General features: G+C 68.2%; 13 protein-coding genes and 1 tRNA gene. 10 read left to right on the top strand and 4 right to left on the bottom strand.

From position 1 onward, the window contains the following. Nucleotides 1-12 precede the first annotated feature (12 nt). Nucleotides 13-543: an AAA family ATPase gene (locus NA12_RS26415; RefSeq protein ID WP_067457006.1), complete on the top strand. Its 531-nt coding sequence runs from the start codon at nt 13-15 to the stop codon at nt 541-543. Between the two features lie 116 nt (nt 544-659). Here the strand turns inward: NA12_RS26415 and NA12_RS26410 are convergent, their stop codons facing one another. Beyond that, a complete protein-coding gene (locus NA12_RS26410) occupies nt 660-1,427 on the bottom strand; it encodes a nuclear transport factor 2 family protein (RefSeq protein WP_132370228.1) in 768 nt (255 codons plus the stop codon). A gap of 39 nt (nt 1,428-1,466) precedes the next feature. Here NA12_RS26410 and NA12_RS26405 point away from each other — a divergent pair, with 39 nt between their 5' ends. Then, nucleotides 1,467-2,072, top strand: a complete 606-nt coding sequence (locus NA12_RS26405; protein ID WP_084473117.1) for a TetR/AcrR family transcriptional regulator — start codon at nt 1,467-1,469, stop codon at nt 2,070-2,072. A 108-nt stretch (nt 2,073-2,180) separates the two neighbouring features. On the opposite strand, the gene NA12_RS26400 is transcribed toward NA12_RS26405, so the two are convergent. Continuing rightward, nucleotides 2,181-2,891, bottom strand: coding sequence for a TetR/AcrR family transcriptional regulator (locus tag NA12_RS26400; protein ID WP_067456998.1), 711 nt, complete (start codon nt 2,889-2,891; stop codon nt 2,181-2,183). Nucleotides 2,892-2,955: 64 nt separating this feature from the next. Here NA12_RS26400 and NA12_RS26395 point away from each other — a divergent pair, with 64 nt between their 5' ends. The 6 genes from NA12_RS26395 (at nt 2,956) to NA12_RS26370 (ending at nt 7,129) form a co-directional block, all read left to right on the top strand. After that, entirely contained in the window at nt 2,956-3,258 is a 303-nt protein-coding gene (locus tag NA12_RS26395) for a hypothetical protein (protein ID WP_067456996.1), read from the top strand. After that, nucleotides 3,255-3,650, top strand: a complete 396-nt coding sequence (locus tag NA12_RS26390) for a hypothetical protein (RefSeq protein WP_067456993.1) — start codon at nt 3,255-3,257, stop codon at nt 3,648-3,650. Before NA12_RS26395 ends, NA12_RS26390 begins: the two co-directional genes overlap by 4 nt. Before the next feature lie 169 nt (nt 3,651-3,819). Further along, nucleotides 3,820-4,539 carry a phosphodiesterase gene (locus NA12_RS26385; protein WP_067456991.1) on the top strand — a complete coding sequence of 240 codons (720 nt, stop codon included), beginning with the start codon at nt 3,820-3,822 and terminating at the stop codon, nt 4,537-4,539. A 130-nt stretch (nt 4,540-4,669) separates the two neighbouring features. Next, nucleotides 4,670-4,942 carry a GlsB/YeaQ/YmgE family stress response membrane protein gene (locus tag NA12_RS26380; RefSeq protein ID WP_067456988.1) on the top strand — a complete coding sequence of 91 codons (273 nt, stop codon included), beginning with the start codon at nt 4,670-4,672 and terminating at the stop codon, nt 4,940-4,942. Between the two features lie 164 nt (nt 4,943-5,106). After that, complete coding sequence (locus NA12_RS26375) at nt 5,107-6,426, top strand: DUF1254 domain-containing protein (protein WP_067456985.1); 1,320 nt, start codon at nt 5,107-5,109, stop codon at nt 6,424-6,426. A 355-nt stretch (nt 6,427-6,781) separates the two neighbouring features. Beyond that, nucleotides 6,782-7,129, top strand: coding sequence for a hypothetical protein (locus NA12_RS26370; protein ID WP_132370226.1), 348 nt, complete (start codon nt 6,782-6,784; stop codon nt 7,127-7,129). A 39-nt stretch (nt 7,130-7,168) separates the two neighbouring features. Here the strand turns inward: NA12_RS26370 and NA12_RS26365 are convergent, their stop codons facing one another. Continuing rightward, nucleotides 7,169-7,969 carry a PIG-L deacetylase family protein gene (locus NA12_RS26365; protein ID WP_067456979.1) on the bottom strand — a complete coding sequence of 267 codons (801 nt, stop codon included), beginning with the start codon at nt 7,967-7,969 and terminating at the stop codon, nt 7,169-7,171. 74 nt (nt 7,970-8,043) lie between these two features. Then, nucleotides 8,044-8,125, bottom strand: a tRNA-Leu gene (locus tag NA12_RS26360). A gap of 373 nt (nt 8,126-8,498) precedes the next feature. Here NA12_RS26360 and NA12_RS26355 point away from each other — a divergent pair. Then, nucleotides 8,499-17,828 (top strand): type I polyketide synthase, encoded by a 9,330-nt coding sequence (locus tag NA12_RS26355; RefSeq protein ID WP_067456976.1) that lies wholly within the window; start codon nt 8,499-8,501, stop codon nt 17,826-17,828. An 11-nt stretch (nt 17,829-17,839) separates the two neighbouring features. Next, nucleotides 17,840-18,277 (top strand): holo-ACP synthase AcpS, encoded by a 438-nt coding sequence (acpS, locus tag NA12_RS26350; RefSeq protein WP_067456972.1) that lies wholly within the window; start codon nt 17,840-17,842, stop codon nt 18,275-18,277. The last annotated feature ends 91 nt before the right edge of the window (nt 18,278-18,368 follow it).

The following is an 18,368-nucleotide window of genomic DNA, read 5'->3' as shown; positions in this document are numbered from 1 at the left end:
GAAGGAGCGGAGTTGCGCATCGGGGTTTCCGGACCGCATGGGACCGGCAAGACAACCTTGGTCGAAGAGCTGTGCGTGCGTCTGGGGCGCGGGCACACAGCGGTCGAGGAGCCGTACGTAGTGCTCGAAGAGCAAGGATACGAATTCGCGTATCCGCCGGTGGCCGAAGACTATTGGGCCCAGTTGCGCTGCGCGCTGCGCCTGCTCGGCGATCCCCGACCCACTGCGGTATTCGACAGAACACCGCTCGACTTCCTGGCGTATCTGACAGCCATCGGTGTCGACGCGGGAGCCGGGATCGACGAAACCGCCCTACGCTCCGCGCTGGCCTCCCTCGATCTGCTGGTGATCGTCCCCATCATCGCTGAGACCGAACGGGCACTACCCACACCGGAACTGACCGGCCTCCGGCGCACCATGAATGACACTCTGCTGGAACTGATTTACGTCGACGACAGGCAACTGCTCGAAGACGTGCCCATCCTCGAACTGGTCTGCCCGCTCGACCAGCGCGGCCATACGGTGCTGCAAGCGCTGACATAGGGCACCGGCCGGTGACGCGATGGAGAGAGCTGCCCAGTACACGGCTGCGTGGTGTGGTGTTCGACTGAATGCCCGCAATTCCGAACGAACGCACGGCAGCGCCGATGACTGGATCGCTATCGGGTGATGCCGGTAGCTGGGCGTAGTCGGGTGATGGCCTTGGTTGCGAGACCCGCGCCGCGCATGAGCCAACTGAAAGCCCTCGTCGAGGGGCCCGGGACGATTCCGGCCAGCTGAACGGCGTCTACCAAGTCGTAGAGCGTTTCGCCTTCGTACATCAGGTGGTCGGCGTTGAAGTGATAGCGGTCCACCGCCGTGCACTGGATGAACGCGCCATTGCCAGGAAGCGCGGGTGCATCCACCCCGTAGGGAGCCAATTTCAGCGGTCCGACGAGATGACCGCTGCCGTAGTAGCGCACGACGATGCGGACCTCGCCGGCCGGTGTCAGGTCGATGTAGCACTGTCCGGGTATCGGGTCGTAGCGCCAGTCGGGGATGGCGTCGAAGAACGCGAAGTTGTAGTCGACGAATTCGTCGAGGCCGACCATGGTCGCACCGAGCGTCGTCACATCCTTGTAGCGCAGATCGGCGGTGTAGAGCTCATGGTTGTGGCTCATGTCCCGGGTTTGCCAGCTCCACCAGTATTTCTTCGCCCAGTCCAGGGTCCAGGCGATATCGAGGCCGTGATCGGCGTAGAACGCGATCTTCCGCTCGTATTCGTCGAACCACCTCTGCGTCATGGCGGTCAGCGCGGCTTCGTCGAGGACCTCGACCGGTTCGGCGCGGTTGGTCAGCACTGCCGGAATCGGTTGTGCCAGGCGCGGCAGCCGCAGCGCGTGTTGGAACTGCTCGTCGGTGAACATCAGCCCTCCATCCGGAAGCATGTGCTTCCTAATAGATGATGGTTCTTGTAAAGTGGTCCCGTGTCAAGGAGCTACGGCGGGCAGACCGCGCAGGACCGCGCCGCCGACCGTCGGGCAAGGCTGCTCGATGTCGGCATCGAAATAATTGGCACGCAGGGCGTTTCCGCCCTGGGTATGCGATCGGTCTGCCGGGCCGCTGGGCTGAGTCAACGGTTCTTCTACGAGAGCTTCGCCGATACCGACGCGCTGCTGCACGCGGTGTACCGGGCCGCGCTGTCGCGCTTGGAGGACGCCGTCGCACCCGCGGTGGCCTCCGCTGACCTGCGCGCGGTGGTCGAGGCCGCCGCCCGCCTGATGGAGGCCGATCCCCGAATCTGCCGCATCCTGTTGATCGAGCCGGTCGCGGACGCGCGACTGCGACACTATGTGCGAGAGACCATTCCGGCTATCGCGCTGGCAGCACTCGGCGATCGCGTCGCCGGTTCACCTGACGATCCCCGCGTCCGCATGCGCTTCTCCGCGCTTTTCGGCGCCCTGATCTCGCTGTTCGTCGAATGGACGGAAGGCAGCCTCGGTACCGACCGCGCCGCCTTCGCCGACCATGTGACGGTGGTCGCGACACAACTCATGAGCGAGACCGGCACCGTCGGCGCAACGCGCCGATAGACGAGGCGCCGTTGCGGGCGGCGACGTCGGCGACCGGAGCCTGTCGCCCATCGTCGGCTCATGCCGAGAATCGCACTGCCACAACACATTTGCCCGTCGTAGGCTCGCTCAGGAATCGCCGGAACCGGCTGTCGGAGGCCGCTGGAGCGATCCGCGGGCGATCTGCGGATCGCGTAGAAGCAGCCGGATCCAGGCATCGGCCAGCCAGTCCCGGAAACGCTCTGCCGTCCAATGGCGTTCGCCGACGAGCAGTACCCAGTACTCCGTGGCGTTCATACTCCAGATGATGTCGGCGACCTCGTCGTCGGACAGATCGTCGCGTAGCTGCCCCGTACCGCGTAGGTCTGCCGCGAACTGGCGCATATTGACCGCGCGCCGCTCGCTGATCTCGGTCCATACGCGCGCGCACGACTCGTCGGTCGTCGCCGCCTCGCGCAGCGCCAGGAAGATCGGCGTGAGTCGTTGCTGGATGGCGACCAGCGCGTCGGCGTAGATCGTGATCTTGTCCTCGGCTCGGTTCGCCTCCCTGATCGCGAGAACGTACTCGCGATGCTGAGCCGGGATCGCGTGATCGGTCCCGGAGAGAGCTGTCTCGACCAGTTCTCGGAGCAATACCGGCTTGCGTCCGATCGACGCGTAGACCGTGTCGACGGAAACGCCCGCACGCGAGGCGATTTCGGCCACCGTGGTGGCGGCATAGCCCCGCTGCGCGAACAGTGCTCGCGCGGCCGCGAGGATCGCGTGCCGGGTATCGGCGGCCTGCGCGGCGCGCCGAGGGGCGTGGTAGCGACGCTTGTCTGCCTTGACGTTCTCGTTCATCGGCGCCTATTCTACCCATATTCATCCGATGTCGGTTCGGATGAATTAAGAAGGGGTATCAGCCATGGTCTACGCCTACATCCAAGACGTCCCGATCGGCGAGGAGCTCTACAGCCGGATCATCGAAGGACTGGGTCCGCAACCACTCGAGGGCTCGCTACTGCACCTGTGTGTGCGTCGCGACGACGGCGGACTGCGCTATATCGACGTGTGGGAGTCCGAGGCGCATTGCGCTCGCGCCTTCGAGGAACGCATCCACCCCGCTGTCGACGCTGCCTTCGCGGGCGCCCGCCCCGGAGAGCCGACGATTCAGCACCTGGATGTCGTCCACGCCATGGGCTCGCTGCTGGTCGAGAAGGACTCGTGACCAGCTTCGGCGGGTTGCGCCGGATCGCCGTGTGCGCGGCGGTCTGTGTGGTGGCCGGCTGCGGGTCGGACTCCTCGGACGCGGCCGGCACCGCGCAAGCGCCCGCATCGTCGATTCGGCCGAGCGCCGAAGCGTGCGGCGGTGCCGACCGGATCGAGAACGCCGTTTCGGAATTCGGCGTGACCGATGTCTCGATAGTCGGCCAGTGCACCAGTGTCGTCATCGCGACGACACTGGTCGAGGACCTCGCCGGTTCCGATACCGCGCACCGAATCTGTAGTGCCGCAGCAGCCGTCGCCTATACCGGCGATGTCACCAGCATCTCCGTCACCGGGGTCACCGGATCCGAACTCGCGATCGGCATCGAGGGCGCATCCTGCATCGGGGATTGACCCGCGATTGACCGTGGCCGCCGCGGGTAAGCGCCCGGTATGGGGCTCGTCGCGATGACATTCACCGCCTCGACACCGCCGACGACTGCCTGAGCATCTTCGCCCGGCGCGGCGCACTGTTGCCGAGCCCGGCGAAGACCACCACGATCGTGACAGGAGACCAGCGCCGATGATCAATTTGCACGATGTCGCCGAACTGCCGAACACCGTTGTCCGCAACACCTTCCAGGCTGGGGCGCGGTTACGGCACGCGCGAGTGTTCCACCCCCGCGGCGTACAACTCGCGGGCCGGTTCCGTGCCAACAGCGCCTACGTGCCCTGGTTCGGCCCCGGCGACCGAGCGGTCATCGCCCGTCAGTCGAAGGGCGTCGGCAGCCCCGGCGGTGTGCCCGACGTCCTCGGGCTGGCGTTCCGCGTACTCGATCGCGACGAGAATCCCTGGGACTTCACGCTGGCGACCACCGGCACCAGCGCGCTGGGCCGGTTCGTCATCACCCCCTCCCGCGCCTGGTCCACCGCCCGTTTCGGCACTCTCCTGCCGTACCGATTCGCTGACCGCCCCCCGGTCTGGCTGTTCGCCGAACCGCTCGACCCCGACGACCTCCCGGATACGGCGTCCCTGCGAGCCCTCGACGATCACCTCGACGACCAGTTGATCCGGTTCTCGATCATCGCCGACGGCATCGGCCGCCCACCCGAGATCGTCGGCGAACTCGACCTCCGGCGAGCCGAGCCGGGCGAGTACCGCACCGACTTCTTCGATCCGATCCTCAACCATCCCGACGACGTCGCCTTGATGCCCCAGGTGGTGAACTGGCTGCGCGAGAGCGCCTACACCGGAAGCCGCCGTGGCCGCACCGACGACAACGCACAGCCCGCGCCCGGATAGGCGCCGCGCGGGGTCGACTCAGCTCTGGAACTGGGGTCGATGCCCTGATTGAGTGCGCGATGCCGGGGTATGCCGCTGTCGAGCGCCTGTACCGATGCTCGACAGCACATTCGGACGATGGGAGTAGACCATGCTCGGTCTCGGAATTATCGGTTGGATCATCATCGGCGGACTCGCCGGATGGATCGCCAGCAAGATCATGAAGACCGACGCCCAGCAAGGGATCCTGCTCAATATCGTCGTCGGTATCGTCGGCGGCCTCCTCGGCGGATTCCTGCTCAAGCTGTTCGGCGTCGATGTCGAGGGCGGCGGACTGTGGTTCAGCTTCTTCACCTGCATCGGCGGCGCCGTCGTCCTGCTGTTCCTCGTCGGGTTGGTCACCGGGCGTCGCGCCTCGCGTTAGCCACCCACAACTGACGTAAGCCCAGTGCGCGGCCCGAAGCCCCAGGCTTCGGGCCGCTGCTGTCTGTCCGCAATTCATCTCCTCTGGGTGAGGCCTCATGCGACGTCGACATCGACGATGAACGGGGCCGAACCCACCGGATCAGGATCTGTCATGGAGGCGCGATGAGTGTGTTGTCCAGCGATCTGCGGACCGTGAGCTACGAGGCGTATATCTACCTGTACTCGTTGGTGACGATGGATATCACGCGCAGGCAGCAGACGAATTCCCCGGCCGGTGCGACCCCGGGTTTCGGACCGCCGAACCAGTTCCATCACATGCGCGCATTCCCTGATGTCGATTTCCGCGCGGTCGTGCGCCCGAACTTCGACACGCTGTACTCGTCGGCGTGGTTGGACCTCACCGGCGGTCCGGTCCAGATTCACATTCCCGACAGTCACGACCGGTTCTACATGCTGCCCATGCTGGATGCCTGGACGGACGCGTTCGCCACCCCCGGTAAGCGAACCACCGGTACCGCGGCCCAGGATTATGTCGTCGCCGGGCCGGACCATCGCGGCCAGTTGCCCGCCGACATCCCGGTGATCCAGGCGCCGACCCCGTTCGTGTGGGTGATCGGGCGAACGCAGACAAACGGCCCCGACGACTACGCGGCGGTCAACGAATTCCAGAACGGACTGCGAATCACCGAACTCGGCGACCGGCCGCCATTCGTCCCGGATCCTGCCCTCGTCAGCGCCATCGAACCGCTGCGCGCGGTGAACGAGATGCCCCCGACGGAGTTCTTCAGCCGTGCCGCCACCGTCTTGAAAACGGTCCCCGCGCACGCGACCGACTTCTCGATCCTCGCCCGCATCTCGTTGCTCGGTATCGTCGCAGGCCAGGACTTCGACACGACGCGGTTCTCCACCACCGACCGCGCCGCGATCGACGCGGGCGTCGATGCCGCGCGCACCGACCTACTCGCCGCCCGAACCACGATGGTCCCGCCCACCAACGGCTGGATGAGCCTGCTGCACAACATCGGCGTCTACGGCAACGACTACTTCCGCAGATCCGCGATCACCTTGGTCGGCCTCGGCGCCAACCCCGCCGAGGACGCGATCTACCCACTGCTGGTCCTCGACGCGGCGGGCAACCCGCTCGTCGGCGACAACGACTACGTACTCCACTTCGACGCCGCCGCGCTGCCACCGGTCGCGGCCTTCTGGTCGGTCACGATGTACGACCTCGAGGGCTTCCAGATCGCCAACGAACTCAACCGCTACGCCCTCGGCGACCGCGACCCGCTGACCTACAACCCCGACGGCTCGCTCGACATCCACATCTCCCACAAGAACCCGGGCCCCGACCACGAACCGAACTGGCTCCCCGCCCCCACCGGCCCCATGGGCATCACCCTGCGCCTCTACGCACCCAACGCCGAAGCACTCGACGGAACCTGGACCCCACCGCCTGTCCACACAGCGCAAGTTTCGACCTAGTCGAGAAAGAACCGGCTGGGCTTGTGGCGAATCCGCAGTTCCCGCCGTGATATCCCACGGGTTGTTCGACAGGATCACACCGTTCCGATCTGCCTCGATCCACTGCTGCGAACCGGTGGACTCGACGACTGGCCAACGCTCAGTGGGCTTCTGGGGCCGGCGAACCCTGAACTCGGCCCGGTGCGCAAGATCGATAGGATCTCGGTGCGCCCGGCCACGTCCCCAGTGGGGAGATGCTGGGTGGCCGCATGGTGAAGTGATCGTCGAAGGAAGAGGTTGGGCCGTGAGGGGTTTGGCGGGGGTACTCGGGCTTCTGATCGCCGTTGCCGGGGGTGTGATGATGTGCTTCGGATATATGGCTCAGCACGACCTACGTGACGAAAGCGCGCGCACCCCGTTCAGTCTGGGCATGACCTGTCAGGCGAATCGGGACCGACCCGAGTTGCAGGAGTGCACCTGGGGCCGGTGGAGCGGAGGTGAACACAGCGCCGGCGAGGACGTGCTGCCGACCAAGGAGCGCACTGGTGAACTCAACGGTGACGTCGTATTGATCGGCGCCGCGCTCTTCGTAGGTGGTTTGGTGCTGATCGCGGGGACGCTCGCCGCCGGGAACCGCGTACGCGCCGAAACTTTCGCGGTGGCACCGCCGCAACAGTTTCAGGCGAACCAACCGGCGACGCATCGGCCGCCGACTGGCCACTGACAAGGTTCGCAGTGTGCCGCTCGGGACTGTGGGAAGGTCTCAGCGGGCCGTCTGTGCGGTTGGTTGCGTGAAGATGTCGTCGAGCGGGCCCGCCGCCGGGGATTGGAAACCGTCCTCGGCGAACCAGTCCCACCGCAGAATCCGGGCCTGAACAGGTGTCGGAATTCGGCGCACGACGCCTGCGATTCTGGCAAACCGACCACCGCCTTCGAGGACGGATCGGTGTTGGGCCAGTGCGTTCATGCGTTGCGGTGCGTATGCCCCGACATCGATGCGGTGGGTGATGTCCGCGCGTGCGGTGAAACCGTTGCTGATCGCGGTGGTGTCATAGCCGAACCAGCGTGCTGGTCGGGTCAACCTCGCGAACAATTCTCGTGGGGCTGTCGCGTTGAGTACCCGAGGGACGCCTGCCTTTTTCGCGGCCAGGGCGCCGACCTCGTGGACACGAACGTGATCGCGGTGGCCATATCCACCATTGCGGTCGTAGCTCAGCAGGATGTCGGTGTGTTCCTGCGCGAGGATTTCCGCCAGGCGTTCGGCGGCCTCGTCGACGGAGGCTCGGACGAATCGGGTTCGGCCGGGTGGATCGGGGTACAGGATCGAACCGTGTCCGCTATCGGCATAGCCGAGGTGCTCCACCCGGCTCACGCCGAGAATGTCGGCACTGCGGTGGAATTCGCGCAGCCGTGGTGCCAGGGCGCCGTCGAACTGTTCTACATGGCCGTCGGTGGCGACCACGAGAACGGTGCGGTGGCCGGCGTGGGCGAGTTTGGCCAGCGTGCCGCCGGTCAGGATGATCTCGTCGTCGGGGTGGGCGTGGAATGACACGACTGTCGCCATGAGGCCAGTATCGCGGCCGGAGTGCCGGGTGGCACAGCTCGGAAGCCCTGAACTGGCTCGAAAGCCAGGAACTGTGCGCGAGAGGGGACTTGAACCCCTACGTCCGTGGACACCAGAACCTAAATCTGGCGCGTCTGCCAATTTCGCCACTCGCGCTTGGATGTGTACGACCGTCCAAACTCTACCGGGCGAATCGGGCTTCGCGAAGCGTTGGGTCGGCGTGGCGTACTCATGGGTAACACGACCTGGGATTATAACGATTCAGTAACCCTCAACATGAGGGGCACTCATGTTTGAGAACCCGAGTAACAGGCCGGACCTGCGGGTTCAAACATGAGGATCCATCATGTTTCGGATGATTCTGGTACGGACGTACGGAAATACTGGGCGGTAGGGCGTGGCTGGGCTGGAAACGTGAGGCTTTCCTCATGATTTTGTGCGATCGTGGCTTTAAACAGGCCCTAGGGGCTGCCGGAAACGTGTGCGTGCCGTCGGTGGGCGACACGCCAGGAGAAGGAAGTCGAGCGTCTTGACGATCAACGAGAGCACCGAAATCGGCATGGGAGCGACCGCGAGCGCCAATGGTCGTGGCCAGGCGAGGGGTGTCCGCGCGGCGCTGCTGGAGCAGCTGCGCAACGGGGCGGGCTACGCGTTGGCGTTCGGCGGACAGGGTGCGCAGTGGCTGGCCGAGCTCGAGGAGATCGGGCGCGACAGTGCGCTCGAGCCGGAGCTGACCGCGCTGGTCAATGACGCGGCCGCGCTGCTCGAGCCGGTCGCGACGCAGCTGCTGGTGGTGCGCCCCGGCGGTTTCGACCCGATGGGCTGGGTGCTCGAGAGCGAGCTCGACGAGCCGGAGGAGCCGTCCTCGGCGCCCTCCGAGGCGGTGCTGCGTTCGGTGGCGGTGTCCATGCCCGGTGTCCTGGTGGCTCAGCTCGCGGCGACACGGGCATTGCGTCTGCAGGGTCTCGACCCGACCGAGCACGCGCCCGTCGCGATCGTCGGACACTCGCAGGGGCTGTTCGCCGCCGCCGCTGTCGAAGCGGGCGGCACGCGCGACGCGGAGCTGCTGGCCATCGCCCAGCTCGTCGGCGCCGCTGCCGGGCTCGTCGCGCGCAGGCGTGGACTGATGCCGGTGGGCGAGCGCTCGCCGATGGTCGCGGTGTCGAACGTGGATCCGGAACAGCTGCGGGCGATCGTCGCCGAAGTGGCCGAAGGTGTCGACCCCGCGATCGCCGCGGTCGTGTCGATCCGCAACGGACGCAGGCGCGTCGTGCTCTCGGGTGCGCCCGCGCAGATCGACCGGGTCCGCGCGCGTTGCGCGCAGCTGCACGACGAGCAGACCCGTGAGCGCGACAGCAAGGCCCGCGGCGGCGCGGTCTTCGCGCCGGTGTTCGAGGACATCGCCGTCGACGTCGCCTTCCACCATCCGGCGCTCGCCGAGACCGTCGAACTGGTCGCGGGCTGGGCCCGTCAGTGCCAGATCGACGCCGACCTCGCCGCCGCGCTGACCCAGCAGGTGCTCGTCGACCCGATCGACTGGGTCGCCACCGTCGACGCCGTGGTCGAAGCGAGCGCACAGTGGATTCTCGACCTCGGCCCCGGCGACCTGCTCTCCCGGGTGACCGGCGGCTCGCTCAAGGGCACCGGCGTCGGCGTCGTCGCCGCCGCCACACGCGCCGGTCAGCGCAGCCTGCTCACCCCGGGTGCGGCGCCGGAAGCGTCGACGCCGTGGTCGGCGTTCGCGCCGAAGCCGGTGCGGCTGCCCAACGGACGCATCGTCGTCGAGACCGCGTTCACCAAGCTCACCGGTCGTTCGCCGATCCTGCTGGCCGGCATGACCCCCACCACCGTCGACGCGAAGATCGTCGCCGCCGCTGCCAACGCGGGCCACTGGGCCGAGCTGGCCGGTGGCGGTCAGGTCACCGAGCAGATCTTCGCCGACCGGGTGACCGAGCTGCGTCAGCTGCTCCAGCCGGGTCGCGCGGTGCAGTTCAACTCGCTGTTCCTCGACCCCTACCTCTGGAAGCTGCAGCTCGGTGGCAAGCGGCTGGTGCAGAAGGCTCGGGCCGCGGGCGCGCCCATCGACGGCGTGATCGTCACAGCGGGCATCCCCGAACTCGACGAGGCCGTGGCGCTGATCGAGGAGCTGTCCGAGGCCGGCATCAGCCATGTCGCGTTCAAGCCGGGCACTGTCGCTCAGATCAAGGCCGTCCTTCGCATCGCCGACGCTGTCCCGGACTACCCGGTGATCATGCACATCGAAGGTGGCAAGGCCGGCGGGCACCACTCCTGGGAAGACCTCGACGACCTGCTGCTGGCGACCTACGCCCAGCTGCGCAGCCACACCAACGTGGTGATCTGCGTCGGCGGCGGCATCGGCACCCCCGAACGCGCCACCGACTACCTCACCGGCACCTGGTCCACCGGCCACGGCTACCCGCTGATGCCCCTCGACGGCGTGCTCGTCGGCACCGCGGCCATGGCGACCCTGGAAGCGACCACCGCCCCCGCGGTGAAGCAGCTGCTGGTCGACACCCCCGGCACCCCCGATTGGGTCGGTGCGGGCACGGCCAGGGGCGGAATGGCCTCCGGCCGTAGTCAATTGGGCGCCGACATCCACGAGATCGACAACGCCGCCTCGCGCACCGGCCGCCTGCTCGACGAGGTCGCGGGCGACGCGGACGCCGTGGCGAGCCGTCGCGCCGAGATCATCGCCGCGCTCGACGCCACCGCCAAGCCGTACTTCGGTGATGTCGCCACCATGACCTACCAGCAGTGGCTGGAACGCTATGTCTCGCTGGCTGTGTCGAGCGAGGTTCCGATCTCGTTCGACTGCGGCAGCGATATCGGTGACGCGATTCGCGACGCCACCCGCTCGGACTGGCTCGACATCAGCTGGCGCGACCGCTTCGCGGAGATGATGCGCCGCACCGAATCCCGGCTCAATCCGGCAGACAGCGGTGAGATCGAAACCCTGTTCGCCGACGACCAGGCCTTCGAGCACCCGGTGCAGGCGCTGTGCACGCTGAAGGATCAGTACCCGGCCATCGCCGACACCGTGCTGCACCCGGCCGACGTGCCGTTCTTCGTCTCCCTGTGCAAGACGCCGGGCAAGCCGGTGAACTTCGTGCCCGTCGTCGACGCCGATGTGCGCCGCTGGTGGCGGTCGGATTCGCTGTGGCAGGCCCATGATCCGCGCTACTCGGCCGATCAGGTGTGTGTCATCCCCGGCACCGTCGCCGTCGCGGGCATCACGCGCGTGGACGAGCCGGTCGGCGAGCTGCTCGACCGCTTCGAACAGGACACCGCGTACAGCCTGGTCCGGGCCGGTGTCGTGCCCGAGCCGGTGGACGCGCGTCGCGTCGCCGGTGTGGTGGCGGGCGCGATCGACACGGTGCTCGCCGCCCCCGATGTGCAGTGGGCCGGTCGTACCACCATCAACCCGGTGCACCGCCTCGGCGATCTCGCGGAGTGGACCATCGAGCAGGGGAGCGCGGTGCATCACAGCACCGGCGCCACCCTGACCGAAACCACCGGTCCGGAAAGCGAATTCAGCTACGTGGAGCTGGCGGTGCCGTTGGCCCGCGACTCCGTGCGGATCCGCATCACCGTGCCCGCGAGCGTGTATTCCGGTGGCGCGCCGGTGATCACCGACGCCGATGCCGAAACCGCGATGTCGGCACTGCTCGGCGTCGCCGCCGGTAAGTCGCTGCCCGAGGTGAAAGCCGGTGTCGCGCACCTGAACCTGGCGTGGATGCCGGATCTGATCGCCGACCATGCCGGCGTCACCGGTTCCGGCCTGCCCGATACCCTCAGCACCCTCGGTCGCACCGCTCCCGATGTGCTCGTCGGCGCCTGCTGGCCCGCGGTGTTCGGCGTGCTCGGCGCGGCGCGTACTCCGGTCGGCGGCTCGGTCATCGAGGGCATGCTCGACCTGGTCCACCTGGATCACCAGATCGAGCTGCTGAGCGAACTTCCTTCGGAGACGAGCATTCTCGTTGTCCGCGCCGAGGGCGGCGCGGTGGTCGACACCGATTTGGGCCGCGTGGTCGAGGTCGTGGTGCACGTCGGCCTGATCCTCGACCAGGGACTCGACGCCACCCCGCTGGCCCGCCTCGTCGAACGCTTCGCCATCCGCGGCCGCAACGGCGCGGGCGAGCTCACCGACCCGCCGCGCGCGGCCGGTGCGGTCTCCGACACCGCCATCGATACACCGCGCCGCCGTCGCCGCGACGTGCAGCTGGCCGCCCCGCGCGCCATGCACGCCTTCGCCGCGGTCTCCGGTGACCACAACCCGATCCACACCTCCGATGCCGCCGCCAAACTGGCCGGTCTCGGCAGCCCGATCGTGCACGGCATGTGGCTCTCGGCCGCCGCCCAGCACGCGGTGGTCGCGGTGGATCCCGAAAGTTCCGTTCCCGCACGCACTCTCACGGCATGGACCACCCGGTTCCTCGGCATGGTGCGCCCCGGCGCGACCGTGGACGTGCGAGTGGAGCGGATCGCGGTAGACGCGGGCGCCGAGATCGTCGAGGTCTCCTGCCGCGTCGACGGTGACCTGGTCATGACCGCGACCGGGCGCACCGCCGCCCCGAAGACCGTGTACGCCTTCCCGGGCCAGGGCATCCAGCGCAAGGGGATGGGCCTGGACGCGCTGACCCGCTCGAAGGCGGCCAAGCGGGTGTGGGAGCGTGCCGACGCGCACACCCGCGAAGCCCTCGGTTTCTCGATCCTGGCGGTGGTGCGCGACAACCCGACCTACCTCAAGGCGCGCGGTGTCGAACACCGCCACCCGGACGGCGTGCTGCACCTGACCCAGTTCACCCAGGTCGCCATGGCCACCCTCGGCGTCGCCCAGGTCGCCGAGCTGCGGGAAGCGGGCGCGTTCGTCGAGGGCGCGATGCTGGCCGGTCACTCGGTCGGTGAGTACAACGCCCTCGCCGCCGTCGCCGGTGTGCTGCCCCTGGAGGCCGTGCTCGAGGTGGTGTTCCAGCGTGGCTCGGCCATGCACGAGCTGGTGCCGCGTGACGCTCAGGGCCGCAGCGACTATCGGATGGCCGCCATCCGCCCGTCGCAGATCGGGCTGCCCGATGTGGACGTGATCGACTTCGTCAACGGCATCGGCACCGAGACCGGCGAATTCCTCGAGGTGGTGAACCTGAACCTGCGCGGCTCGCAGTACGCCATCGCGGGCACCGTTGCCGGGCTCGAAGCGCTAGAGCTCGAAATCGACCGTCGCCGTGAGGAATTCGGTGGCAAGCGGGCCTTCATCCTGGTGCCCGGCATCGACGTGCCGTTCCACTCCTCGGTGCTGCGCGACGGTGTGCCGGAATTCCGGCACAAGCTCGAGCAGCTGCTGCCCGCCGAGGTGCACCCGGAAGTCCTGGTCGGACGCTACATTCCGAACCTGGTGCCGCGTCCGTTCTCCCTGGATCGCGCGTTCCTCACCGAGATCGCCGAACTCGTGCCCTCGGAGCCGCTCGTGGCGGTGCTCGCCGACTTCGACAGCTGGGCCACCCGCGATGCCGAGCTGTGCCGCGTGGTGCTGATCGAGCTGCTGGCCTGGCAGTTCGCCAGCCCGGTGCGCTGGATCGAGACCCAGGATCTGCTGTTCACCGACGCCGCGCACGGCGGTCTCGGCGTCGAGCGTTTCGTCGAGATCGGCCTCGGCGCCACCCCGACCGTGGCGAACCTGGCCTCGCAGACGCTGAAGCTGCCCGCGTTCGGCGGCGCGACCGTGGAGGTCGTCAACGTCGAACGTGACGCCGCGGTCGTCTACGCCACCGACACCGATCCGGCCCCGGTCGAGGACATCGACGAGACCCCGGCCGAGACCACTGCCGCGCCGGCCGCCGCGGCCCCGGCGGCCCCCGCCGCCGCTGCGGTGGCGACCGGCGGCCCGCGCCCCGACGACATCGCCTTCAGCGCTGCCGACGCCACCCGCGTGCTCATCGCGCTGTGGACCAAGCTGCGGATGGACCAGATCGGTCCGGTCGACACCATCGAGGGCCTGTGCGACGGCGTCTCCTCGCGCCGCAACCAGCTGCTCGTCGACCTGGGCGCCGAACTCTCCCTCGGTGCGATCGACGGTGCCGCCGACGCCGACATGGGCGCGCTGGCGGCCACGGTCGAACGCCTGGCCCGCACCTACAAGCCCTTCGGCACCGTGCTCACCGATTCCATCGGCGACCACCTGCGCAAGGTCTTCGGCCCGTCGGGCAAGCGGCCCGCCGCCATCGGCGACCGGGTCAAGAAGGTCTGGGAACTCGGCGACGGCTGGGCGAGCCACGTCACCGCGGAGGTCTCGCTCGGCACCCGCGAAGGCGCCAGCGTGCGCGGCGGCGACCTCGGCGGTCTCGCCGGTGGCGCGATCAGTGATGCCGCATCGGTCGACGCGGCCATCGACGCCGCCGTGCAGGCCGTGGCAGCGCGCCGCGGTGTCGCGGTCTCGCTGCCCTCGGCGGGCGGCGCGACGGGCGGCACGGTCGACGCGGCGGCGCTGGGCGAGTTCACCGAGCAGATCACCGGACGCGACGGCGTACTCGCCACCGCCGCCCGGGTGGTGCTCGAACAGCTCGGCCTCAGCGAGAAGATCAGCGCGCCCGAGGCGACTCCCGACACGCTCGCGGATCTCGTCTCGGCCGAATTGGGCTCGGACTGGCCGCGTTTGGTCGCGCCCGCGTTCGACGCCCGCAAGGCCGTTCTCATCGACGACCGGTGGGCCACCGCCCGCGAGGACCTCGCGAAGATGTGGCTCGGCGACGACGCCACCACCGCGGCACAGTCCATCGACGGGTTCATCGGTTCCGGTGAAGCTGTTGCCGCCCAGGCGAACTGGTGGCGACAGCGCGCCATGCACGAGGCCCGTTCGGTGCTGGCGGGGGTGTACGCGCAGATCGCGAAGGCCGCGCTCGACACCTCCGAGCCCGGTCTGTGGTCCGACGACCTCGCCGTGATCACCGGAGCCAGTAAGGGTTCCATCGCGGCGGCGGTCACCGGCAAGCTCCTGTCCGGCGGCGCGACCGTGGTGGTCACCACGTCGGGTCTCAACGACGAGCGGCTGCGGTTCTACCGCTCCCTCTACCGCGACAACGCCCGCCACGGCGCGGCGCTGTGGGTGGTCCCGGCCAATATGGCCTCCTACCAGGATCTCGACGCCCTGATCGAGTGGGTCGGCACCGAACAGGTCGACAACGCGGGCGGCGCCAAGATCAAGGTCAAGGACGCGATGACCCCGACGATGCTGCTGCCGTTCGCGGCGCCGCGCGTCGCCGGCGACCTCGCCGACGCGGGCGCTCGCGCCGAAATGGAAATGCGGGTGCTGCTCTGGTCGGTGGAGCGGCTGATCGGCGGCCTTTCCGCCCTCGGCGCCGACCACGACGTCGACTCGAAACTGCATGTCGTGCTTCCGGGTTCGCCCAACCGTGGCCTCTTCGGTGGCGACGGCGCGTACGGCGAATCCAAGGCCGCCCTCGACGCGGTGGTGTTGAAGTGGAAGGCCGAGAAGTCCTGGGCCGAACGCGTCACCCTCGTGCACGCCCTGATCGGCTGGGTGCGCGGCACCGGGCTGATGGGCCACAACGACCCCATGGTCGAGGCCGTCGAGAAGGCGGGCGTGCAGACCTGGTCGACCGTCGAGATGGCCGACGAACTGCTCAAGTGGTGCACCTCGCGGGCCCGTCAGGTGACCATCGCCGGCCCGCAGCAGATCGACCTCACCGGTGGTCTGGCGCGCGCCAAGCTGGACCTGCCCGCGCTCGCCAAGCAGGCGCAGGAGGCCGCGGCCGAGAAGATCGACGAAGCCGCCACCGTCGCGACGATCGCCGCGCTGCCCGCCCCGCCGACCCTGAGTTCGGCACTGCCCGTGCCGGAGTGGGCCCCGGTCACCGCGGAACTGAGCGAGATGGTCGTGATCGTCGGTGCGGGTGAGCTCGGCCCGTACGGCTCCTCGCGCACCCGCTTCGAGATGGAGGTCGAAGACCAGCTCTCGGCCGCCGGCGTGCTCGAACTGGCCTGGACCACCGGTCTGATCCGCTGGGAGAACGAACCCAAGCCCGGCTGGTACGACACCGAATCCGGCGACTTCGTGCCGGAATCGGAGGTCGCGGAGCGCTACCACGACACCGTCGTCGAACGCTGCGGTGTGCGCCGCTACGAAGACGACGGCGCCATGCTCGACAACGCGGCGCCGCTGCTCACCTCGGTGTTCCTCGATCAGGACCTGTCGTTCACCGTGGCGGGCGAGGCGGAGGCACGGGCCTTCCAGACCGCCGATCCCGAGCACACGGTCATCACGCCGGTCGCCGATTCGAGCGACTGGACGGTGACCAGGCAGGCAGGCACCGAGATCCGGGTGCCGCGCAAGGCGAAGCTCTCACGCGTGGTCGGTGGCCAGATCCCGACCGGCTGGGACCCCACCATCTGGGGTGTCTCGGCCGACATGGCGGCCTCGATCGACCGGGTCGCGCTGTGGAACATCGTCTGCACCGTCGACGCGTTCGTCGGCGCGGGCTTCAGCCCCGACGAGCTGATGAGCTGGGTGCACCCGAGCCTGGTGGCCAACACCCAGGGCACCGGTATGGGTGGCATGTCCTCCATGCGCTCGCTCTACGTCGACAACCTGCTCGGCGAACCGCGACCGAACGACATTCTGCAGGAGGCACTGCCCAACGTCGCCCTGGCGCACGTGGTGCAGTCCTATGTGGGCAGCTACGGCGCCATGGTGCACCCGGTCGCTGCGTGCGCCACGGCGGCGGTATCGGTCGAGGAAGGCGTCGACAAGATCCGGCTCGGTAAGGCCGAGGTCGTGGTCGCCGGTGGCTTCGACGACCTGGGTATCGAGGGCATCGTGGGCTTCGGTGACATGTCGGCCACCGCCGACTCGGCGAGCATGCGCGCCAAGGGCATCAGCGACCGGTACTTCTCCCGCGCCAACGATCGTCGCCGCGGCGGGTTCGTGGAGTCGCAGGGTGGCGGCACCGTACTGCTGGCCCGTGGTGACGTGGCCGTGGAGATGGGTCTGCCGGTGCTCGGCGTCGTCGCCTTCGCCCAGTCCTTCGCCGACGGCGTGCACACCTCCATCCCGGCGCCGGGTCTCGGCGCGCTGGGCGCGGGGCGTGGCGGGCGGGAGTCGCGACTGGCGGCCGAACTGCGCAAGCTCGGCGTGACCCCCGACGACATCGCGGTGATCTCCAAGCACGACACCTCCACCGCGGCCAACGATCCCAACGAGTCGGAGCTGCACGAGCGGCTCGCGGGCGCGCTCGGTCGCACCGACGGCGCACCGCTGTTCGTGGTCTCGCAGAAGAGCCTCACCGGCCACGCCAAGGGCGGCGCGGCGGCGTTCCAGCTCATCGGCCTGTGCCAGGTGCTGGAAAACGGTGTGGTGCCGCCGAACCGGAGCCTGGACTGCGTCGACGAGAAGATGGCGGGCTACCCGCACCTGGTGTGGGCGCGTGAGCCGCTGCGCTTCGGCGAGAAGTTCGCGCTGAAGGCGGGTCTGGTGACCTCGCTCGGCTTCGGTCACGTGTCCGGGCTGCTCGCGGTGGTGCATCCGCAGGCGTTCCTGGCCGCGATCGAACCGGGTGCGCGGGCGGACTACCAGGAGCGGGCGCAGACACGTCAGCTCGCGGGCAGGCAGCGGTTCGCCGAGGCGATGTGCGGCGGGTCGGCACTGTACGAGAAGCCCGCCGATCGTCGACTGGGCGCCGACGGCACGCCGGCCAAGCAGATCCGTCAGCTCGAGGCCGACATGCTGCTCTCGCCGCAGGCCCGCCTGGACAGCGACGGCGTCTACAGCGCGAGCGGATGGGGTTGCGGCACCGGGCAAATCGCCCCGCAGCCCACCGAAGCGCCGTAGGCTGGCGATTCGTGACGATTCTCGGTATCGGTTTGGACTTGGTGACTATCTCCGAGTTCTCCGAACAGCTGCAACGGCCCGGGTCGACCATGCTCAGGGAGACATTCACCGCTGGTGAACGTCGCTACTGCCAGAGCAAGCAAACCGACCCGGCCCGCAGCTTCGCCGCACGCTGGGCCGCGAAGGAGGCGGTGCTCAAAGCCTGGGCATCGTCTCGCTTCGCCCGCAGTCCGCAGATCGGCGACAACCCGTATCCGCTCATCGAAGTCGTCAACGACGCGTGGGGTAGGCCCAGTATCAAACTCCACGGCCTCGCCGCGGAATTCCTGCCCCGCGTGCGGGTACACCTGTCCCTGACCCATGACGGCGACACCGCGGCCGCGATGGTCGTGCTGGAGGATCCAGGCGAGTTGGCCGACCTCATCGAAGGACGAACCGGAGCCAACTAGCGCGAACTGATTTCGCATCAACGTGGGGTATCCCGCCGAGAACTCGGCTCAGGTTCACCGCACGTCCGACCGCCGACCCGCGTCACTGCCC

The organism is Nocardia alba NBRC 108234 (genome assembly GCF_001612665.1).
GTDB lineage: Bacteria > Actinomycetota > Actinomycetes > Mycobacteriales > Mycobacteriaceae > Nocardia > Nocardia alba.
Note: the sequence above shows the minus strand (reverse complement) of the source record. Positions and strands in the feature narration are given on the sequence as shown.